This is a genomic window from Mesorhizobium sophorae (assembly GCF_002270415.1).
Classification (GTDB): domain Bacteria; phylum Pseudomonadota; class Alphaproteobacteria; order Rhizobiales; family Rhizobiaceae; genus Mesorhizobium; species Mesorhizobium sophorae.
In genome coordinates this window covers 249,732-269,197 of sequence record NZ_NNRI01000021.1, presented here as the reverse complement: position 1 = coordinate 269,197, position 19,466 = coordinate 249,732, and the positions used below count along the sequence as shown (strand labels likewise).

The following is a 19,466-nucleotide window of genomic DNA, read 5'->3' as shown; positions in this document are numbered from 1 at the left end:
GCCTTGCACCCCGATCCGATCGGGAGCATGCCGCCGTGCTCGGGTCGATCAAGGCCCAAGCCTTGCGGTGGCCGCGTAAAACGCGGCCAGCCTTGACTGCCCCTGCGCGCGGCGGCTGTGAAATGGGGCGGTCGGGACGGAAGAACACCAGCGATGCGGTCGAACCAAAGAACATACTCGGGGAGGTTCCAGGGCTCGTCACAAAATAGCGCTTGTCGATCTCATCCGTGGTGTAAATGATCCGACGGACGTCGTCAGGGAACGCGAAGAATGGAATGACCTCGCCCCAGGCGCGCCGCCAGCTCTGGCCGATGGCGGGATAGCGCTGGCCCCAAGGGCCGGCCTCGAACGCCGCCAGCGCCTTTTCGGCGGCATCGGCATCGACGGCGCGGTAGATTTCCTTGAGTGCGCTGGCGAGGCTCTTGCGGTCTTTCCAGGACACGAAGTCCATCGAGTTGCGCAGCAGGTGGACGATGCACGTCTGGACGATCGCCTCCGGGAACACTGCGGTGATCGCGTCCGGGAAGCCTTTCAGGCCATCGACAACAGCCAGAAGGATATCCTCCGTGCCACGGTTCTTGAGCTCGTTCATCACCCGCAGCCAGAACTTGGCACCTTCATTCTGCTCGAGCCAGAGGCCCAGCACCTCCTTTGCACCATCGGCGCGCACACCCAGTGCGATATGGATGGCCTTGTTGCGGACCATCCCTTCATCGCGGATCTTGACCCGGATCGCATCGAAGAAGACCAGCGGGTAAATCGGATCGAGCGGCCTTTGCTGCCAGGTGGCGACTTCGTCGAGCACGGCGTCCGTCACCGTTGAGATCAGGTCCGCCGACACTTCGATGCCGTACAGATCGCGCAGGTGCCCGGTGATCTCCCGGGTGCTCATGCCGCGCGCGTACATCGATACGATCTTGTCATTAAAGCCGGGAAAACGGCGCTGGTACTTGGCGATCAGCTGCGGATCGAAACTCGACTGGCGGTCGCGCGGAACATCGATATCCAGCTTGCCGGTCTCGGTCGTCACCGTCTTGCGGCCATAGCCGTTACGCGTATTGCCAGCGTCTTCGCCGCTCGCCAGATGATGGTCCATCTCCGCGTTCAGCGCGCGCTCCGTCAGAGCCTTCTTGAGCGTATCCAGCAGGCCGCCCTGTTCGAAGGGTCGACCTGTGCCTCTTTACGAGCAGGTGCTTCTGCAACGCGACGGCTACGCGCTAATCATGCTCTCCCGTGATGTACCCGCGGGAAATGACCTCTTCAGAGCGGCTTAAACGCCGTCTGAATCCCGATCGATAGTGCGGTCAGAAAGAAGCCGCAAATCTATTCGTTGCGATCGCCGAGGAGGTCGCCGCGCTTTTTGTATGTGATGTCGTGCCGGTGAAGGTGCTCCGGCTTTCGTGCAGCATACGGGAGCGTTGGCAGAATGCGCGGCGCGGAAGGAGAGTGCCGCGATATCGGATAAATAACCGAAATATCTTTACTTTTTGCACGTTTTGCGTGACAGTCACGTTTAAACAGGAAAGTCGTAGCTATGTTGTTGGAATTTCGGATAAAGAACTTTCGTTCGTTCCGGGACGAGGCTGTTCTACGCATGACGGCGAGCAGCGACACTTCGATGCAGGCCACCCATACGCGTGAGACCGGACTGGAAAAGGCCAAGCGCGTGGTAAACGCGGTTGCCATCTTCGGAGCCAACGCTAGCGGCAAGACCAATGTGGTGCGCGCTCTTCAATTCATGCAGCTCATGGTCGCAACCTCTAACCAAGTCCAGCCGGATCAAGAGAGCAATCTGTCGCCGTTCGCGCTGCGTCCAGAGGCCGCGAGCTATCCGACGCTGTTGGAGATGACGTTCCTAATCGATGGGGTGCGGTACCAGTACGGCTTCGAGTTCACACGTCGCGCGATCATTGAGGAATGGCTCCAAGTCTACGAGACTGCCAAGCCGCAGGTCTGGTTTCATCGCAAGCGCGATGAGAAGACGGGAAAATATAGGTACACCTACAGTGACTATTTCCTTGGCCAGAAAAAGGTGTGGGAGGGCGCCACGCGCAAGGAAGTGCTCTTCCTAACCACGGCGGTTAATCTCAACAACGAACAGTTGCGCCCGCTCTACCAGAAGTTCGTCGACGATATGGCGGTTTCCCTCCAAGGCGGCGCGATCGGGACCGATTTCACCGCCAGCTATGTCCAGGATTCCGGGAGCCAGCGGCGCGTGGTGTCGTTACTCTCTGCCGCTGACACTGGGGTTTCCAGCTTGGCCTTTGACAAGAGACGTGGGCAGCAGTTGCAGGTGAATCTGGCAAGCGGCCTGCACGAAACATCTGAGGTGGAATTCAATATGCCGCAGCTGGGTCACTTGGCCAACGGTGTGACCTATCCCTTGGACTTCCAGGACGAGTCATCCGGGACTCAGATTATTTTCAGCCTGGCGGGACCGGTGCTCGACATTCTTCAGCGCGGTCGATTGCTGGTGGTCGACGAACTTGACCGAAGCCTGCATCCGTTGTTGGTGCAGCAACTGGTCGCAATGTTTAACGATCCTCAGCAGAACCGGCATGGCGCCCAACTGATCTTTACCACTCACGATGTCTCACTCCTCGACAGCAAACACCTGCGCAGAGACCAGATCTGGTTCGCGGAAAAGGACCAGGGGCAGGCTTCACATTTCTTCCCGCTCCTCGACTTTTCGCCGCGGAAGGGTGAGGCCCTGGAAAAGGGCTATCTGGGCGGACGCTACGGTGGCATACCGATCCTGGAACCGTTGCAGGACTAGCCTATGGAGAGACGAGCACGTTCTGAATCATCGCTCCGCCGCACTCAGGGCCGCAAGAAGAGCTCGCCGCGCATTCTCATTGTCTGCGAGGGCGAAAAGACCGAGAGAAGCTATTTCAATGCGATACGACGCGAACGGCGTCTCAGCGGCGCACGCGTGCAAATCTTGCCGTCAGATTACGGGACGGATCCTCTCAGCGTAGTGAATTATGCCCTAGACAAATTCCTCGCCGAGGGGAGGGCGTTCGACGAAGTCTATGCCGTTTTCGATCGCGACGATCACCATACCTACAACAATGCTTTGGACCGGGCGTCTCCGCGCTCAACAACAGCTATAAGAATGAGGCGGGCGTCCGTGTCCCTTTCGCGGCCGTCCCATCCGTGCCGAATTTCGAGCTATGGCTGCTACTCCATTTCAAAAGCGTTCTGGCACCCATACACCGAACTGAGGTTTACGCCGAACTGAAGAAGCCTGCCTTTTACCCGACCTACGCGAAAAACAGCGCCACAGTCTACGATGATACCAAGGGCAATATCGGGACTGCTACGCAGCGTGCGACGCACCTTCGGGAATCATTCAATCCGGCCGACGGGTCTGACCCGTACACAGACATCGACCTAGTCGCCAACAAACTCCTATCGATCCCTGTACCGTGGGGATAACCACCTTCCAAATCGTGGTCTTGTTCGGTCTTCCCCTGGATGGGAGGCCGACTTCGATCACGACGCCCGTACTCGCCATTGGGTGGACTGCGCCGCCATGCGCCTCAGCAATTACCTTTGAGCACCGATCATCTCAACCCAATGGTGCGTGCCTGGTCGAACGTGACAAAGCCTGAGGCTAGTTTGCATTACACAAATCCTTGCACACAACTAAAAAATGCGAAATATCGCTTTGTAAGCAATGGGTTGTGAAAAGGACATTCGGTCTTCTGGACCGAAGCGCACTGCAACGTGCGGCCGCGAGCCGTCTCGGCGACGCTGACTGTCATGTTATGCCTCGGCGTGTGTATCGGCGCGCAAGAGGACATCGTCAAAAATAACGCCGGCCTCATGGCTAATGGCTGACAGGGCGACTTGATAGCGTGCATATTCACCGGGCGCAAATTCCACTCCGAACCGATCGACGACGTCTTTCTGGGAAAGCCTGAAGCCGTAGGTGCGTAGGGACCGGCGACCGTTGGTATCGCGCGCCGAGACCGCAACCACCTTCCAGAAGACGAGAGGATATTGCACCACGCCGGTTCCAAAATCCTCAGACGGATCGTTCGCCTCCAAGATCGGTCCCGCTATGATGCAGGCGCGCGTGTCACCTGATTGTAAGTCGCGTTGAATGTGGTTTTCGAAACCGCCCCACAAACCTTGAACTCCCGGCCATTGCTTTCCCGGTTGGGAGCGGTTGAAGGCCGCGTGCTGCGGCGTGCAATTTGAGAAGTGGAACGTGTCGGAATTGGCAAACTCGATTTCAGTCGGCGTATCACCCCAGGCATTGTCTTCCCTGCGCACGATATGGCCCCGGTCGATCTGTTTGGCGGGCTCATAGATGTCGGGATCGCCCAACTGGTATTTCTGGGGGATTCGCGGGTCAAACACCCAACGATCTTGACCGAAGAAGGCGCGGCCGCTGGAGGTCCTTTTCGATGCATCGTAGTCGACATTGACCGCCGACCACATCTGCATGCGCCGGGAAGCGTTCATCGCCAGGCTGAAGTGATGGTACTTGAGCACGACGATCTGGCCATTTTCCTTGTACATCTCCTGGTCCCGCTCCTGCGAAATGCGAGGCAGCGGCACCGCGATATCGTTTTCGAGAAAATCAGGGTTGTAGCCTTCTCGATCGTCGTAGTTGGGGTCGAAGCGCAGTGCCTTCTCGAGCGCCTCGTCTGCCGCGATCTCGGCCGTCGCCAATGGAAGCTGCGATGCCGGCACGCCGCTACCGATGAAAATCGTCACTGGTCCGGAAAAATTCATGGTAACGCCGCCCATTGCGTTTCCTTTCACGTTTGCGAAAATTTTGGAGGGATCAGGTAGCAGAGGATTAAGCGCTTCTGGCGCGCGAGGCGTCGCTAGCTTCGCGACCTCATCGGTAGGATCGGTCGTGTTGGCCAGCAATTCGTCCAAAAGGCGTTTGGAGGAGGGCGTCGTCGGCACAAGTCCGCCGAAGGCCTTGACCAACGCACTTATGCGCACACCCTCATTCGCGATCCAATCTATCCCCTCATCCGGCTGGCCAGGTGACCATGCCGAACCGTCCTTATTGAGAATAGTATTGCCTCGCATTTTCGGGATTGAGGCGTGGTGCAAGCCGACTACCTCCCATATTTCCGAGGAGCAGGGTGAGCCCGACGATCCACCCTCAGTGTCGGTCTCGTACCGGAGGAAACCGTCGTCCCGCAGTTCGAGCAGCCGGCAATTCTCCATCGCATAGCGCTTTGGCCCGCCATCAGGATATTCGATCATCCGGATCGGCATTCCTGGCAGGATCTTTGACCGCGATCCATTGATCGCCAGGAAGTTGGCGGAAGAAAGAAGCTCGCCAGTGACCGCCTTCGGCTTCACCGCGACGATCGCGAAATCGAGATCCTCCGCCGAGAAGAAAAGCGCATCCGGATCGAACTCAAAGATAATGCCTCGAGTGACACCCGATGCCGTTTGATCGTGAAGAAAGTTGGCGCCTGTTCCTCGAACCGAGCCGGGATCCGGAAACACATGCCAGTTGGTCAGAAGAATGTTGGGTGAAATCATGAACCCGGTCGCAAACCCGACAGGATCGACCTTCGGATCGACATTGACCACGATGCGCGCGACCGGCCGGCCAGCGGCTCGGGCAGCATCGTCCGGCGGCAAGGTGTACCAGTCAAGGGTGGGGCCGATCTTGCGCTCGACGAACACCGGGAGACGGCCTTGAGCCTTCAATTCGCTGGCCTGAACGAAGCTCGAACGGCGAGCGTCGTAGCGCGCCTGTTCCGATGGCGTCACTTGCGTCGTCGCAGGCGTCGGCGGCTGCGTTTTCCATCGCTTTGCCGCTGCAATCATTACCGCGCGGCGGCGCTCGTCGAATAAATTAGTCGCGGCCATGTAGGCTCTTCCTTCCAACGGCCTGAATAAGGAATGATGATGGACTTTGTTTGAGGATGGCGATTGAGAGATTCGACTTCATACGACAAACGCTCAAGCGGCGGAATGTTTAAGCGGCTAACAACTTTTCACACGAAGGCCTTTCGACTCGCGATGCTGCTCTGTCATTTTATTAAAAAATTTCAGCCTCCTCTTACATCACTAAGCAACAAAGAGTAACGTATGGTCAATGTGAAGAATAGAGTTCTCAACTAAGTTCCTCGCGCGGGATCGCTTTTCGGCTGTCTTTTGGCAGCAGGAGCTTCGACGCCGGCCTCCTCATGGGGACCTGAAGATCATTCGATCACGTAGAGATCACAAAGCGGTGACATTAAGCGACGCCGCTTCAGCAGGTGCAAAGCATTCTTGGGGGAGACGTCCATGGCATCGCGTACCAGACCTGGCATGAAGTTGCGTGTCGCTCACTTCGCCGTCGCAACCCGCCGGTTCGTTCCGGTCCTTCTCATTTTACTTAGCGTGTCGGGCTGCGAAAAAAATCTCTTCCAGGCGCCGCCCCATGGTGGCACTGCCGATGTGCCGCCGGCTCCGACGTCGGACAGCGTTCTCACGCTGGTGGCACAAATTCCGTATGAGACGCTAGAGCAGTTTCTGGATAATCACGGTTAGGCATCGTAGCCGGCGTGGGCGAACAGGTTTTCGCATTCTTTGGGGTGGAAACGATCGATGGCGACGGCCACGGCGTCCCATAATTCCGGGATGGACCGGGCTGCTGCCTTTCGCAGTAAAGCCTTCAGCTTGGCGAAGGCCATCTCAATGGGGTTAAAGTCCGGGGAGTAGGGCGGAAGATAGCGAAGGGAAGCCCCCGCAGCCTCGATGATTTCGCGGACACCGACCACTTTATGAGCAGGCAGGTTGTCCATCACGACGACATCGTCGGGTTGAAGCGTCGGCACGAGGACGCGGCGCAAGTAGACCAGGAATGCTTCGCCATCCATGGCGCCGTCCAGGAGCCAGGGCGCGACGATCCCGTCGAGGCGCAGGCCGGCCGTGAAGGTCGTGGATTTCCAGTGCCCATGAGGAACAGCCGCCCGGCAACGCTGTCCACGCGCAGAGCGGCCTCGTAGCCGGGCCATCTTGGTATTGAGGCCACTTTCGTCGATGAAGATCAGGCGGCTCGGATCGAGATCGAGTTGGCCTTCGAACCACTCTTCCCGCGCTGCCAAAACATCCGGTCGCTGCTGTTCGGCCGCGTGCGCTGTCTTTTTTTGTACGTGATGCCACGCTTTGCGAAGAACGCATGGACCGTCGTCAGGCTGGCTTTGACCCCGCGCTCTGCCGCAAGGCGATCGACGATCTCGGCAAGCGTGATGTCCCGCTCATCGGTCTCGACCAAGGCGAGAATGAAAGTCTCGTGCGCGTCCAGCTTCGATACCTTCGGCTTGCCCTGCCGCCCAGGTTCCAGATTGCCGCTCGAACGCCAGGCCCGATACCATGCACCAGACGTCGATATCCCGATGGCAAACCGCCGTGCCGCTTCTCGGGTCGACAGGCCTGCCTCTATCGCCTCGATAACACGCGTCCGCAAATCCAGGCTGTAAGCTCGTGCCATGCCGCTGCTCCTTCCGCAAATCACTTCGATCAGGGAATCAGAACAAGCCGTTCACTGCAAACAAACGACTCCGATTAAGGGAAAACCGCTCTAGTGCGAGCGGCGCAATCGAAGATACCGCAATCCGTTCCAGTGCATGGAGATGGTCACATCGGATGTGTCGGCATTCCTCACATTGAAGGGGGACATTTGGACCATCATACCGAATGCCGCTGGGTTGTCGGCGTGCGTGTTTGCGCCGAGGTGCCAGATATTACCGCTCCGAGCATTGGCACTACGAACCAATGTGCCGACTATCATTGGCATGCTGATATCAAAACTGATGGCCCTCTTGTCGTGACCCAGGCGGGCAATGGCGTTCACGTCGAACAGCCGCTGTTTGTCAGCGGTCAGGCCGGCGTAGGCGGCGACCTTGCCAAACTGCTTTCACTTTCCGGAAAGAACTTCGAGGCTCGGCTGGTCCCCGGCGTCGATCTGCAGCTCGATATGAACGATAAGTGGTGCCCCGTGCTCTCGGGAACCCCAACGGGCAGATGCGCAAGCATGTCGCGGACCTGGAGAGCAGCACGATGGCGCGTTTTGAAGTGTCATCGAAGACGAACAAGGTCCGCCGCTTCAAGGAGTTCCTGGATGGCGCCGCCAGTTGGAGCCGCGTAGAGCGCATCATCGCCCGCGTCGAGGTCGGCGCCCAAGGTGCCGATACCCGCTTCATCGTCACCAACCTTGCAAGTGGCAAGGCCAAGGCGCTCTACGAGGATGTCTACTGCCGGCGCGGCGCTGCCGAGAACCACATCAAGTCGTGGAAGACGCATCTCGCCGCCGACCGCACCTCCTGCACAAGAGCGACGGCCAACCAGTTCCGGCTGTTCCTGCATGCCGGCGCCTACTGGCTGATGTGGGGCCTGCGCGCCGCGATGCCGAAACGCTCGAGCTTTGCCGTCGCCCAATTCGACACGCTGCGATTGCGCCTCATCAAGATCGCCGCCCGCGTAGTCGAGATGAAAACCCAGATCCGTCTGCACCTGCCGACATCCTGCCCCGACCAGTGTATTCTGCGCATCGTCCTCAGCCGCATCCCGCAACTCGCGACATAAACGATGGGGCGCAGACGTCCCGAAACAAACCCGCCGAACTCAACCCGCAAACCCCCGCCTTCCATCACGACGGATCATCGCCGGCGCCCGACGAGGCTTGTCAAAATGCACTCCGAGGGCGGCCAGCTCGCCATGCAGGCCGCCGAAAGCCGATCGCCGTGCATCAAGCGGGCTAGTAGCATGTGTACCAGATCGATGCTCTCGGAGTCCCTGGCGCCAGCGGCGCAGGGCAGGCGACCTGAAATCGTGAGGCTCGTCTGGTTGGCCTTCGCGCTTTCAGATCGTGACGGCATTTTCACGCGTATCGAGGCCGAGTCGGAGCACCTGTAACGGCCGTGGCTCATCAAGTGGCAGCGCAGGGGGTCCCGCATTGCGGACAGTACCGCTCGCCGTCGGTCTCCGGCCAGCACATGCGCTTGAACCATTTGTACGCCGTCTCCTCCCGGACCTTCGCCAAGTCCATGACGGTGAGTGTCGGCATCCCGGCGACAGCAGGAAATGCTGCCTTTCGGTTCGTTTTCGGACATCGCCATAGCTCAGCCCCTCCTCGGTTTGGACGGCGACTGAGCCGCGTATTTCCAAACCTCCGGACGGGATCGGGACGAGCAAACTTGACATCTTTGATAATTGCTATTATTATTGCACTTAAATTAGCATTATGGATATAAGTGCTATCATGATAACATTTAAAATGACATCGCCGAAGGAAATCATTGAAGGTGTCGCAACACGGATGAAGCGACGACGAATTGATGCCAATTTTACCCAACGAGAGCTGGCTTCCAAGGCTGGAGTTTCCTACGGCTCCCTGCGAGTTTTTGAAGAGACCGGCAGGGCATCCTTTGAAGCTGTCGTAAAGCTCGCATTCGCTTTGGAGGCAGAAGCTGAATTTGAAAGCTTGTTTCCTTCACGACCTCCAAAGACACTTGAAGATGTCGTCGGGCATCCGGCTAGAATGAGAGTCCGCAAGAAATGAAGTTCAGGCCAATCAGAAAAGTGAAGGTGATTCTCGATCTCGAGGGTTCCCAACGAGATCTGGGAACGCTTGCCTGGAGTTCCGAGGAACGCCGAGCTTACTTTGAGTACGCAGCCGAATTCATAACCGAACCACTGCTAATTTCACCGTTCCATCTCGGATTGAAGGGAGGTCTTCTTCCAGCTCAGCATGAACCGTTCAATGGGCTGCATGGGCTCTTTAACGACAGCCTTCCAGATGGATGGGGACGCCTATTGCTGGATCGCTGCCTTCAAAAAGCGGGGGTGGACTACCATACGCTTACGGCTTTGGACCGCCTTTCTGCTGTGGGAACTTCCGGAATGGGAGCATTGGCTTTCGTTCCTGAACTTCCCGATGACAAGCATGGTGCAGGCGACTTGGACTGGTTCGTTGAGCAGGTTAAGCTTGTGCAAAAGGAGATGGACACTGCCGAGATTGACGCACTGCAGGGAGCTCAGGGCGGCTCCGCAGGCGCGCGTCCCAAGATCATGATCGGCTTGAACCCGGATCAGAATACCTTTGTGATCGATTACGGCCATCAATTGAAGCTTGGTCTCGAACGCTGGATGGTCAAATCGCGTAGCTCCGACGACCCAATAGATATCGGTGTCGAGGAGCAAGCTTATGCGCTCATGGCCCGTGCCGCCGGGTTGGAGATGGCTGATACGCGGGTGCTGCAGACAAAAAAAGGAAATCGTCTTTTCGCGACCAAGCGATTTGACCGCACATCGCATGGACGACTACATATGCATACTGCGAGCGGTCTTCTTTATGCCGACCATCGACAGGCATCACTTGACTACGGTTCGCTTCACAAACTGACGTACATGATGACTAGAGACAGCGCGGAGGTCCTCCGCATGTTCGGTCACATGGTTTTCAATGTGTATGCACGGAACCGAGATGACCATTCGAAGAACCATTCTTTCCTGATGGGATCGGATGGGCGGTGGAAACTCTCTCCGGCGTACGATCTGACCTTCTCGGCAGGCCCGGGAGGACAGCATAGCGCATCGATTGCAGGGGAGGGATTGAATCCAGGGCGGCAGCATTTGCTTGCCGTCGCTAATGGCGCTTCCATTTCCGAGCAGGAAGCGTTGAACGTGATTGAACGCATCCGATCTGCGGTCGATCGCTGGCCACTGTTCGCGGACGAAGCAGGTCTATCCAGAGCACGAACCAATGAACTTGATCTGATCCTGAATGGACGGAGGCCTCAACCTGAACAGGCGAAACATCACGATACATCCGGTGACAATCTTGCTGTTTCCGAGCCCGTGTCGACACGAAAGAAAACGCGCAAGCGATGATGGGTACACTCCCCGTGGCCGCCGCCGTTGATGTCCTGAAGGCCCGTCTTGAGTGTTTGACATTGTAGGGGTCACAAGTTCGAACCTTGGTATCGCCCCACCATATTTTTCAATCAGTTACATGGAGCAAAATCAGGGTGTCTCCTTCCATGTAACTTTGGCGTAACCGGCTCATTCATTTCGTCGCAGTCCCTCCGCTGATGCCGACGGCGCTGAGCCGCAGGACTTCGGCGACCGAGTATTCTGCCATACACATGCGCGCCTCGTTCACATTCCTGTGATTGAGCGAGCACGCCGGCGGCTCTGCCGCTGCCGACGGATGCGGGCCGACAGCGGACGCGCCGCTCCTGGACGGTCGAGCAGAAGCTGGCGATCATGCGCGAGGTGCAGGAGTCCGGTGATCCGGTGGCGGTTGTCGCGCGGCGTCACGACATGAACGCGAACCACTTGCACATCTGGATGAAGCAAACCCGGGAACGGAGATCGGGTGACCGATCCGAGACCCCACCAATCGCCTTCATTGAAATGGGTGTGGTCGCTGTCGGGGTGCCGGTCCCGCGCCTACGTCGACCGAAAACGGCGCTTGGCGGGTCAATGTTCATCTGTCCGCGTTGGCGCAAGTGGGCTAAGTACATCGCGACGAGATTGCAGCTTGTCGACGCCGAGTGAGACGGTGCCCCTGCCCGCCCACGTCTGGATCCGCTCCGATGTGATCAATGCCACTAGAGCAGTTTCTGGATAATCACGGTTAGGCATCGTAGCCGGCGTGGGCGAACAGGTTTTCGCATTCTTTGGGGTGGAAACGATCGATGGCGACGGCCACGGCGTCCCATAATTCCGGGATGGACCGGGCTGCTGCCTTTCGCAGTAAAGCCTTCAGCTTGGCGAAGGCCATCTCAATGGGGTTAAAGTCCGGGGAGTAGGGCGGAAGATAGCGAAGGGAAGCCCCCGCAGCCTCGATGATTTCGCGGACACCGACCACTTTATGAGCAGGCAGGTTGTCCATCACGACGACATCGTCGGGTTGAAGCGTCGGCACGAGGACGCGGCGCAAGTAGACCAGGAATGCTTCGCCATCCATGGCGCCGTCCAGGAGCCAGGGCGCGACGATCCCGTCGAGGCGCAGGCCGGCCGTGAAGGTCGTGGATTTCCAGTGCCCATGAGGAACAGCCGCCCGGCAACGCTGTCCACGCGCAGAGCGGCCTCGTAGCCGGGCCATCTTGGTATTGAGGCCACTTTCGTCGATGAAGATCAGGCGGCTCGGATCGAGATCGAGTTGGCCTTCGAACCACTCTTCCCGCGCTGCCAAAACATCCGGTCGCTGCTGTTCGGCCGCGTGCGCTGTCTTTTTTTGTACGTGATGCCACGCTTTGCGAAGAACGCATGGACCGTCGTCAGGCTGGCTTTGACCCCGCGCTCTGCCGCAAGGCGATCGACGATCTCGGCAAGCGTGATGTCCCGCTCATCGGTCTCGACCAAGGCGAGAATGAAAGTCTCGTGCGCGTCCAGCTTCGATACCTTCGGCTTGCCCTGCCGCCCAGGTTCCAGATTGCCGCTCGAACGCCAGGCCCGATACCATGCACCAGACGTCGATATCCCGATGGCAAACCGCCGTGCCGCTTCTCGGGTCGACAGGCCTGCCTCTATCGCCTCGATAACACGCGTCCGCAAATCCAGGCTGTAAGCTCGTGCCATGCCGCTGCTCCTTCCGCAAATCACTTCGATCAGGGAATCAGAACAAGCCGTTCACTGCAAACAAACGACTCCGATTAAGGGAAAACCGCTCTAGCAGGGCTGTCGCCAGCAAGCCTAACCCCAGATGCCGCATCATTTTTGGGTTGCTATGTTCCATCAGATTAAAGTCCGAATTGGCTCCAGGCTCGATTTTCAGGACAGGAGGGCGGCTGTCGGCACGCTTCAATTCGTCAAAGAGGTGCGGCGTTTTTCATGGCGGCGCGAGAACGTGCAATGACCGCGGCCGTATCCGATAATGCAACGGTGGTATTGCCTCGACGGTCTCGCCGTCCATCGCAATGCGCAGGTGTCGTCGGCGCGCTTTGACCTCCAGACTTTGAACCCGGAAGAGTTCGACATCGCGGACTGGGTCGATCAGCCCGAGCGCGGCCTTGAACGGCAGCAGCGCGAGCCCCAGCCAGGACTGCGCCTTCACGACGTAGGCGCACAGCTCACCGGACGTAAGACTGCCGCGGTGGCCGAGCTCGCGCAGATCGTAGAAATTGTTGCCAACGAACACACAAAGCGTCTTCTGGCTTCGCTCGTTGCCGATAGAAATCCTGACCCTCTTCCACGATGAAACCTTGAGCGTGCGGATAAGCGCCGGGCCGAGCGCGGCAAGCTTTCCGACCCCCAGCCGCTTCTGCTCGGCGGTCCGTTCGGCGACAAGAAACGGATAGATGCCGATGGATGAGTTGTTGAGGAAGACCCGGCCGTTCACCTCCGCAACGTCGATCTGTTTCACATGGTCCGCGGTGATTGTATCCATGGCCGCCCCCAGATCATTCGACAAACCAAGATCCCTGGCGAAATGATTGAGGGTACCGAGCGGAAGAACGCCCAGGACGACATCCGTTCCCGTGACCGCCGAAGCCGCGCAACCGAGGGTGCCATCGCCGCCGCCGATCACAAGCGTCCTTGGTTTGTCGCCGGGTGATTTCGCCCAGACGAAGCTGTGGGCCATCTCCGCGATCTGGCTCCCGCCCGCCATTCGCACCTCGGCTTCCAATCCGCGCGCCTGAAGCCCGCTTCGGACGAATGCTTCGACATCGTAGTCAGCGCGCTGGATTGTGCCGGCGCTTGCATTGAGGAGGACCAGAACTGTCATGTGCGCGCCACTTGCGAAGGAGTGAAACTGGTATCGCCTGCTCGTCTCATGCAATTTCGATATTGCATCACGAATCCTCTCGATCAGGGACTGGCAACGGCACCCTGCAAGGTTCCTGTCCCCGGATTGGCCAGAATACTTCCGTCATGGGCCAGCAGGACCTTCCCGTCCCAAAGGGGTGTCGAACTATGATCGGGCCGGGTCACGAGGCGGCCGGTGTCGAGAGACACACTCGGCTACGTATGCGGACGACGCGCTACTGATACAGGCAGCGACGTCGAGCCAAGGTCTGGCAGTCGTGCGGGATGTTTCGGTGGCCGATGCTCTCGCTTCAGGAAGGGTCGTCGTTGCCATCAAAGCCTTTGTGCCAACACCGGATGGTTATTACGTCGTCGCTCCTGTAAGCAGGCCCCGTGTACCGAAGGTTCGCAGTTGGGTTTTGGGCGAGGCCGAAGCTACACAGATCTTTCAGGATCGCGGCAGCCGATCCGCCATCAACAGCGTCGACGATACGGTCGAATTCTGGCTCGCGGAGCAGCGCGATTAATGGGGAGTGAAGCGCTTCTTCAGGGCGGCGCTGACACCGTAATGGCCGGCCAGAATGCGTCATGGACGGCAGTCAGACCACCCCGAATCCGACCACTTCCTGCGACACCCTGTCAATCGGCCCGCGATTACGCGTCCTACCGGGCGACGAGATCGACGACGCCGAGGTCGCCATCATTCACGAATTCGACCCTCGCCTGTCGCTTGGCAGCAAATCGTGAGAAGGCGATCGTTTCGGTTAGGTTTGGCAGCTAATTGCGAGAATGTGGTAGCTCCGATTATCAATTTAACTGCAAAGCATCCACGTGAAGGTCACGAATCCCTTGATTTTCACACCCCCGTCTTCGGTAAATTCGATGCCGCCAATGGCCGAACCCCACGCTAATCTTGATGAGCGTCGGCGACTAAGGCGTCTACAATGGGTCGATGTTGAACCCTGGAAGCGAGGCTCAGGCCGGCGGCTTCTCGAAGATCATGGACAAACCACGCGTCGAGGCCATTTCAACAATCAATTCTTCGATCGCCTGATCGGAAAGTCGCGTTTGTGTTGCGTCCCGGATATGTTTGACAAGACCGTGGATCGCTACAGCCACGGTGCGCGCGGCGTCATCGAGAAGACGACTGATTTCAATCACAACGTCGGCATCTATGTCGCGTGGCAAATCTCGCATACATCCTCTCCCACCTACAGGAATATTGCCGCCTTCCCGTCCATTGTCGAGTCGAGCAGACGAAACGTCGGGCTGCTCGATGGGCTGAACTCCTCCCCAGCAGACCTGCTTCTCAGCTTACCGCGTACAGCAAAATCCTTTTCCGGATCGGGTTTGATGAACAAAGGCCACTGGACCTTTCCAATCGTGGGGTTCCGATCCGGAGGAATGGAGACGACTATCCTGTTGAGCGATATCGCGGCTTCGCGGCCGCCAGTATAGAGCTGGCCGAGATTTTCAGACTGCTTGCGCGTCGTCGCGACCAGCATATCCACTTGGCTGGCATCGCTGGCGGCAAGGGCCAGAGGATGAAAGACATATTCCCCTCGGGTCGCGCAGCCGATCAGCGCGCATAATATCGCCGACATGAGCAGAACCCGCGTGGACCGGACAAGAAGGGCCGCCATTCCGTTGCATAGAAGTCCTATCGTTCGGGCGGATTCCCTGTTCGTTAGTACGCGTCGCATCACCGAGACCGCTTTCTGGGTGCGAAACGCATTGCGGGCACAGCCGCCAGTGGCGGCGCTGGCCCATGTTGTGGGAACCGTATGACCTGCTCGTCAGGCGCATTTCCGAAGGCCATCAGGGCCTCCGCGGGCGCTTGGATGCGCTGATAGCGTCGAGGAAGCCTGTCACGACCGGCATGGTGCTGGCTGTCAGGTCGGACTCTTCGGGCGCGCGTAGCCAATCGAGAATCGATCCATTGCACAGTAGAAGGAGCGCGCGCGCCGCCAATTCCGGCGACAAGGCGGGCGCAAGCAGGCCACGCGCGGCGGCCTGTCCGATGACGGATTCAAAAATTCTCTGCAGCGCCATGTCTGCATCTCGCTGGCGCGCAATAACCGGCTGCATGTCGTCGGCATATTCGCACCGGAGCCATAGTATCGTTAGAATGCGGGGGCGTTCGAGGTGGATTTCGAATGACCGCAGTCCGTCGCCAATTGCGCCTGCCAATTCGGCCAGCGGATCAAGATCGGGGTAGGCGGCGAGGCGGGCCTTGAGCCGTTCACCGAGTTCCTCGTTTGGCACGTTGGCCCGCCGCTCAAGTGCCGTGAATATCTCTTGCTTGTTGTGGAAATGCCAGTAGATGGCGCCACGTGTTACCCCTGCCGCACTAGCGATCTGTTCAAGGGTAGCACGGGTTACGCCGCGATCGAGGAAAACATCGATTGCTGCAGCCAACACGGCCTCACGTGTCCGCTCGGCCTCGGCCTTAGTGCGTCTCATAAATCATTTCCTTCGAGGTACCTTTTTTACATACATCCCTAGCTCTTTCATCATATATACATTCATGAATGTATATGCAACACCGGGTTTTCCCGCTGTGATGTGACTACCCGTATGGACGAACAAAGTTCGGTCTGAAGGCTAAGCCCTTCACGGCTTACTCGCTCAGGGCAGCATTAAGACCGCAACGCGGGAGCAGCTACGCCCTATTTACGTCGACCCACGCTCCCTTAAGCGGCCTGGAGAAGTGAGCAAGGACTGCAATCAGACAGACTTCGATCGAAACCGACCAGTAAATGTGCCCGAGGATCTCGCTCCACAACTCATATCTATTCAGATTCCACAGCCATCCCGTTGCACCGTTTGCGTAGGACGGATTTCTGAAACCAAGTAGGGGAATTAAAAACCCATGCATGACAATTGCGATGGTCAATCCATAGAGAGCGCCATGCCAGAGTCTAATTTTTGGAAAAAAGGCTGAAACAAAAACGTATACAAACGCAAACATAAAGCTGAACAACCAATGATATAGCGTGACTGCCCCTGGTACTTTTACTCCCTGGTATACGTAATCCAGAGAATGAGAATTAACTCCAAGCCACCCGAGCCACGCATCAATGTGCGCTGCCGGAGGAGAGATCTCGCCCGGCATCCGAGGCGGCATATTGACCTCAGAGCCCCATTTAACAAGCGAGCTAAAAAAGCCGCCAATGATTGTCGTCCAAATTATTATGCCGAGATTAATTTGGCGCTCCAGCATGATGGGACTTCCTTTATTTCTTTGATATCCGTAACGGCTTGAGATCATGGTCTGACGGGGCTCATTTTCCCGTGCCTACTCGAAACTCGCGGGGTCGGCTTGCGGCGATATTCGCTAGGAATGCCTCCCCGTCCCCTTCAGAACGGGCCGGGTTGAGCCACCAATTATTGGTTAGGCTTTCGCGAAGCCTTCGCTACTATTTAGCAACGCTGCAGTCCCGGTTCCTATTGTGCGCTGGGAAAGTGAGCATTCTCGGATGCTAAATCGGCATACTTTGGTTTACACCTCTTCGATAAGCTCAATGAAACCGCCTCCCGATGCACGCTGCCCTATGGGTGTTTCTGAGACCGAACTGATTTCGGAATGGTCAAGAGCGGCATACGTTAGTTCACCAGATTGGTAGCGCGACGTTTTTCAACCGCTTATCCCTTTCGCTCAGGGGACCGCAAGATGTTGGGTGATTGGATAGGGAAGGTATCGTTCCCTACTGGAGATTCGGCGGAACATGGTTAATGTCAACAGGCTGGATGCAGCTGCCTACAGCTTCATGATTCGGGGAAGGCAGTCTCGTTCCGTCTCAGGTAATTGCTGCTTGCTAAACGGTCTGGACATTGACCGGGCATCAGTTTCTTAATCGTTCTCTTGGCGCACAGGATACGAGAGAGTGACCGTATTCCCTGACCTTCGTTCGGCGATCGACCTAAAATGCTGACAAATCAGGCCAAGTTCGCCGAATGACCCGTCGACGGCGGCCTTGTTATGCTCTTCCGGGGAAATCTCAGCCCAGTTCAGCTGGATTCCATAACGGCGCGCGATCAAGGAGAAGAAGACCTTCTGGGATCGCCCGTTGCCTACACGGAATGGATGGACCTGGTTGAGGTCGACGTAGGCGCCAGCGAATTCCTCGGCGATCTTTTCGAATGGGGCATGATCGAGGTGCCGAAGCGTAGCCTTGAGTCCATCAAGCACTCGAGTCCCTTCGGCCTCGATGCGCGAGGGTTCGCAGAAACGGGATCGGCCCCGTTCGTTGTCCTTGATGAGGAAGACCGTGCGATACTCGCCGGCCCAGTCATAGACATCCCGGAAGAGAACCTTGTGGACGGTTCGCCATCCACGCATGGAGAGTTGGATGTTTCGCTGCGAAGCGAACAGCTCCGCTGCCCCCACTTCGGCATAATGGTACTCGGCTTCCCAAAGTTCCTCGATCGTTGTCAGGCCGATCTCGTTTCGAAGGAGCCCTTCAGAGCCTGGAACGAGATATGGGTCAGCCATTCCGTTTCCAGCGGGAATCGATCTCCTTCCGGAACTCCTTGATCGAAATCTCGCCAGAAATGTAGCGCTCCCGAAGCGCCTTGAACGCCGGAGACGGGGTTAACCCCTCAAACCCTGATATCGCCGCGATCTGCCTCATGTCTTCATGACGACTATGCTTGCCGAAGCTCCCTGGGTTCAGAGATTCGCTGAGGCGACTATCGTCCATCGACCGATTTTTGACGGCAATCTTTCCCATGAACCGTTATTTCCTGTTTCGTGCCTACATGCCCTTAACATAAGCGATTCAGCCGCAGGAAACAAATGGAGCTTCCTTCAAATCGGGCCTTGGGTATGATGTCGGAATAGCCCGCCCAAACCGCCGGTCACTCGGCCGCCAGCGCCATGGCCAGGTGCCGCTTTGGCGGCAACGCTACGATCCTGGGAAGATTCGCATAGGGATTCGGATAGCGTCGGCTCGTCTGGCGTTCCTCGCCTTGCCGCCGCGGCGCCAGCATGGCCGCCCCGCCTTCCGACGTGCGTGATGGCGCTGATCGCCGAACTTTCGCACACCGTCGAAATCCCATTGGAAGCCGCCATACGCGCCTGGATCCTTCCTCCTCCTTCAGGCGATCCACCCACCAGACGAGTTCCTCCAGCACCTTGACCCACGACGACCGATCTCTCGAAAAGTGCCTCGAATTCCTTCCTAGATGCCGTAATGGCCCGGCCTCGAGCCCAATGCGACTAACAGACAATTCCAGTTCGTCGAAATAGCGGACCAGCGCCTCCGGCTCGCTGGCGATCTTGACCTCGCGCATGATCGTTCCGGTCGCGTCAACAATGCACACGCTGCTCTCGTCCAGAGAGACATCGATTCCCGCATAATGTTCCATGGCTGTTCCTCTCATGATGTTGGAGCCGATCGCCCGGACTCCGTTTCAACACCATCATTCTGAGGGACAGCCACCCAACCTGGCTATGCTCGCGAAGGCCGGCCCATTACGGCATCTAGTTCGAGAAAGGCTCGTAGCGCAGCGGCATGCTGTCGGTGATTTCGGCGACTTCAGCCGGAAAGAGGGCAATGCCATCGGCCAAAGCAATTGCCATCAAGTTGGCTGAGGATCCACGTTCGATCAGCTCAAGCACAGGTTCACCGGTTTCGGAGCGACCGGAAATGCGGACAGGCGCAAACTCGGTCCGGCCCTGACGCTTCTTGCAGGTGAAACCGGCCACCGCGGAAAACCATTGCGGTTGGACTTCGGTG

19 protein-coding genes and 4 pseudogenes are annotated in these 19,466 nt (G+C 57.6%); 10 read left to right on the top strand and 13 right to left on the bottom strand.

Going from position 1 to position 19,466, the window contains the following annotated elements; translation table 11 throughout:
- Window positions 1-214: 214 nt before the first annotated feature.
- Window positions 215-1,162: pseudogene (locus CGZ66_RS29475) on the bottom strand (IS256 family transposase); the annotation flags it as partial.
- Between the two features lie 432 nt (window positions 1,163-1,594).
- Between CGZ66_RS29475 and CGZ66_RS29470 the strand changes: the two are divergent.
- The 3 genes and pseudogenes from CGZ66_RS29470 (at window position 1,595) to CGZ66_RS41820 (ending at window position 3,438) form a co-directional block, all read left to right on the top strand.
- A complete protein-coding gene (locus CGZ66_RS29470) occupies window positions 1,595-2,776 on the top strand; it encodes an AAA family ATPase (RefSeq protein ID WP_167392299.1) in 1,182 nt (393 codons plus the stop codon).
- A 3-nt stretch (window positions 2,777-2,779) separates the two neighbouring features.
- Window positions 2,780-3,088 (top strand): annotated as a pseudogene (locus tag CGZ66_RS41825) (RloB family protein); the annotation flags it as partial.
- Window positions 2,998-3,438: an RloB domain-containing protein gene (locus CGZ66_RS41820; protein ID WP_425352331.1), complete on the top strand. Its 441-nt coding sequence runs from the start codon at window positions 2,998-3,000 to the stop codon at window positions 3,436-3,438. The pseudogene CGZ66_RS41825 and the gene CGZ66_RS41820, both read left to right, overlap by 91 nt.
- 330 nt (window positions 3,439-3,768) lie before the next feature.
- Here the strand turns inward: CGZ66_RS41820 and CGZ66_RS29460 are convergent, their stop codons facing one another.
- Entirely contained in the window at window positions 3,769-5,853 is a 2,085-nt protein-coding gene (locus CGZ66_RS29460) for a DNA/RNA non-specific endonuclease (RefSeq protein ID WP_095090327.1), read from the bottom strand.
- A gap of 420 nt (window positions 5,854-6,273) precedes the next feature.
- On the opposite strand from CGZ66_RS29460, the gene CGZ66_RS29455 reads away from it, so the two are divergent.
- Complete coding sequence (locus tag CGZ66_RS29455) at window positions 6,274-6,519, top strand: hypothetical protein (protein ID WP_143748892.1); 246 nt, start codon at window positions 6,274-6,276, stop codon at window positions 6,517-6,519.
- Here the strand turns inward: CGZ66_RS29455 and CGZ66_RS29450 are convergent.
- Window positions 6,516-7,462 (bottom strand): IS630 family transposase gene (locus tag CGZ66_RS29450; protein ID WP_417568608.1). Its coding sequence is split into 2 segments (ribosomal slippage): window positions 6,516-7,118 and window positions 7,121-7,462, totalling 945 coding nucleotides; the frame shifts between segments, so codons are not numbered across the junction. The genes CGZ66_RS29455 and CGZ66_RS29450 overlap by 4 nt on opposite strands.
- A gap of 512 nt (window positions 7,463-7,974) precedes the next feature.
- Between CGZ66_RS29450 and CGZ66_RS29440 the strand changes: the two are divergent.
- The 4 genes and pseudogenes from CGZ66_RS29440 to CGZ66_RS29420 all read left to right on the top strand — a co-directional run.
- Window positions 7,975-8,556, top strand: a pseudogene (locus tag CGZ66_RS29440) (transposase); the annotation flags it as partial.
- Between the two features lie 676 nt (window positions 8,557-9,232).
- Complete coding sequence (locus CGZ66_RS29430) at window positions 9,233-9,532, top strand: helix-turn-helix domain-containing protein (protein WP_245331287.1); 300 nt, start codon at window positions 9,233-9,235, stop codon at window positions 9,530-9,532.
- Complete coding sequence (locus CGZ66_RS29425) at window positions 9,529-10,863, top strand: type II toxin-antitoxin system HipA family toxin (RefSeq protein WP_095090323.1); 1,335 nt, start codon at window positions 9,529-9,531, stop codon at window positions 10,861-10,863. The genes CGZ66_RS29430 and CGZ66_RS29425 overlap by 4 nt, the downstream gene beginning before the upstream one ends.
- Before the next feature lie 303 nt (window positions 10,864-11,166).
- The gene (locus CGZ66_RS29420; protein ID WP_342586889.1) at window positions 11,167-11,532 is read left to right on the top strand and encodes a transposase; all 366 of its coding nucleotides are present in this window, start codon (window positions 11,167-11,169) and stop codon (window positions 11,530-11,532) included.
- A 79-nt stretch (window positions 11,533-11,611) separates the two neighbouring features.
- Here CGZ66_RS29420 and CGZ66_RS29415 read toward each other — a convergent pair.
- Window positions 11,612-12,558, bottom strand: a protein-coding gene (locus CGZ66_RS29415) for an IS630 family transposase (RefSeq protein WP_417568608.1) whose coding sequence is annotated in 2 segments (ribosomal slippage) — window positions 11,612-12,214 and window positions 12,217-12,558 — 945 coding nt in all. Because the reading frame shifts where the segments join, the coding sequence is not laid out codon by codon here.
- Between the two features lie 250 nt (window positions 12,559-12,808).
- Window positions 12,809-13,705: a diacylglycerol/lipid kinase family protein gene (locus tag CGZ66_RS29410; protein ID WP_095090321.1), complete on the bottom strand. Its 897-nt coding sequence runs from the start codon at window positions 13,703-13,705 to the stop codon at window positions 12,809-12,811.
- Between the two features lie 313 nt (window positions 13,706-14,018).
- On the opposite strand from CGZ66_RS29410, the gene CGZ66_RS40075 reads away from it, so the two are divergent.
- Both CGZ66_RS40075 and CGZ66_RS40070 read left to right on the top strand, forming a co-directional pair.
- Window positions 14,019-14,252: a hypothetical protein gene (locus CGZ66_RS40075; RefSeq protein ID WP_167392297.1), complete on the top strand. Its 234-nt coding sequence runs from the start codon at window positions 14,019-14,021 to the stop codon at window positions 14,250-14,252.
- Between the two features lie 61 nt (window positions 14,253-14,313).
- A complete protein-coding gene (locus CGZ66_RS40070) occupies window positions 14,314-14,472 on the top strand; it encodes a hypothetical protein (protein WP_167392296.1) in 159 nt (52 codons plus the stop codon).
- Between the two features lie 228 nt (window positions 14,473-14,700).
- On the opposite strand, the gene CGZ66_RS29405 is transcribed toward CGZ66_RS40070, so the two are convergent.
- The 8 genes and pseudogenes from CGZ66_RS29405 to CGZ66_RS41955 all read right to left on the bottom strand — a co-directional run bounded on the left by CGZ66_RS29405 (window position 14,701) and on the right by CGZ66_RS41955 (window position 19,378).
- Window positions 14,701-14,922 carry a hypothetical protein gene (locus CGZ66_RS29405; RefSeq protein ID WP_095090320.1) on the bottom strand — a complete coding sequence of 74 codons (222 nt, stop codon included), beginning with the start codon at window positions 14,920-14,922 and terminating at the stop codon, window positions 14,701-14,703.
- A 14-nt stretch (window positions 14,923-14,936) separates the two neighbouring features.
- The gene (locus tag CGZ66_RS29400; RefSeq protein WP_095090319.1) at window positions 14,937-15,368 is read right to left on the bottom strand and encodes a hypothetical protein; all 432 of its coding nucleotides are present in this window, start codon (window positions 15,366-15,368) and stop codon (window positions 14,937-14,939) included.
- 175 nt (window positions 15,369-15,543) lie between these two features.
- A complete protein-coding gene (locus CGZ66_RS29395) occupies window positions 15,544-16,188 on the bottom strand; it encodes a TetR family transcriptional regulator (RefSeq protein ID WP_095090318.1) in 645 nt (214 codons plus the stop codon).
- Window positions 16,189-16,387: 199 nt separating this feature from the next.
- Window positions 16,388-16,948: a YagU family protein gene (locus tag CGZ66_RS29390; RefSeq protein ID WP_095090317.1), complete on the bottom strand. Its 561-nt coding sequence runs from the start codon at window positions 16,946-16,948 to the stop codon at window positions 16,388-16,390.
- 630 nt (window positions 16,949-17,578) lie between these two features.
- The gene (locus CGZ66_RS29385; protein ID WP_095090316.1) at window positions 17,579-18,220 is read right to left on the bottom strand and encodes a Fic/DOC family protein; all 642 of its coding nucleotides are present in this window, start codon (window positions 18,218-18,220) and stop codon (window positions 17,579-17,581) included.
- The gene (locus CGZ66_RS29380) at window positions 18,213-18,458 is read right to left on the bottom strand and encodes an antitoxin VbhA family protein (RefSeq protein ID WP_143748890.1); all 246 of its coding nucleotides are present in this window, start codon (window positions 18,456-18,458) and stop codon (window positions 18,213-18,215) included. The genes CGZ66_RS29385 and CGZ66_RS29380 overlap by 8 nt, the downstream gene beginning before the upstream one ends.
- A gap of 460 nt (window positions 18,459-18,918) precedes the next feature.
- Window positions 18,919-19,095: pseudogene (locus CGZ66_RS41020) on the bottom strand (IS110 family transposase); the annotation flags it as partial.
- Between the two features lie 115 nt (window positions 19,096-19,210).
- A complete protein-coding gene (locus CGZ66_RS41955; protein ID WP_478349645.1) occupies window positions 19,211-19,378 on the bottom strand; it encodes a hypothetical protein in 168 nt (55 codons plus the stop codon).
- Between the last annotated feature and the right edge of the window lie 88 nt (window positions 19,379-19,466).

Excerpts from the sequence above, each read along its gene's own strand:
- CGZ66_RS29470 (WP_167392299.1), top strand. The coding sequence starts at position 1,595 with ATGACGGCGAGCAGCGACACTTCGATGCAGGCCACCCATACGCGTGAG.
- CGZ66_RS29460 (WP_095090327.1), bottom strand. The coding sequence starts at position 5,853 with ATGGCCGCGACTAATTTATTCGACGAGCGCCGCCGCGCGGTAATGATT.
- CGZ66_RS29455 (WP_143748892.1), top strand. The coding sequence starts at position 6,274 with ATGGCATCGCGTACCAGACCTGGCATGAAGTTGCGTGTCGCTCACTTC.
- CGZ66_RS29430 (WP_245331287.1), top strand. The coding sequence starts at position 9,233 with ATGATAACATTTAAAATGACATCGCCGAAGGAAATCATTGAAGGTGTC.
- CGZ66_RS29425 (WP_095090323.1), top strand. The coding sequence starts at position 9,529 with ATGAAGTTCAGGCCAATCAGAAAAGTGAAGGTGATTCTCGATCTCGAG.
- CGZ66_RS29410 (WP_095090321.1), bottom strand. The coding sequence starts at position 13,705 with ATGACAGTTCTGGTCCTCCTCAATGCAAGCGCCGGCACAATCCAGCGC.
- CGZ66_RS40070 (WP_167392296.1), top strand. The coding sequence starts at position 14,314 with ATGGACGGCAGTCAGACCACCCCGAATCCGACCACTTCCTGCGACACC.
- CGZ66_RS29405 (WP_095090320.1), bottom strand. The coding sequence starts at position 14,922 with ATGCGAGATTTGCCACGCGACATAGATGCCGACGTTGTGATTGAAATC.
- CGZ66_RS29400 (WP_095090319.1), bottom strand. The coding sequence starts at position 15,368 with ATGGCGGCCCTTCTTGTCCGGTCCACGCGGGTTCTGCTCATGTCGGCG.
- CGZ66_RS29395 (WP_095090318.1), bottom strand. The coding sequence starts at position 16,188 with ATGAGACGCACTAAGGCCGAGGCCGAGCGGACACGTGAGGCCGTGTTG.
- CGZ66_RS29390 (WP_095090317.1), bottom strand. The coding sequence starts at position 16,948 with ATGCTGGAGCGCCAAATTAATCTCGGCATAATAATTTGGACGACAATC.
- CGZ66_RS29385 (WP_095090316.1), bottom strand. The coding sequence starts at position 18,220 with ATGGCTGACCCATATCTCGTTCCAGGCTCTGAAGGGCTCCTTCGAAAC.
- CGZ66_RS29380 (WP_143748890.1), bottom strand. The coding sequence starts at position 18,458 with ATGGGAAAGATTGCCGTCAAAAATCGGTCGATGGACGATAGTCGCCTC.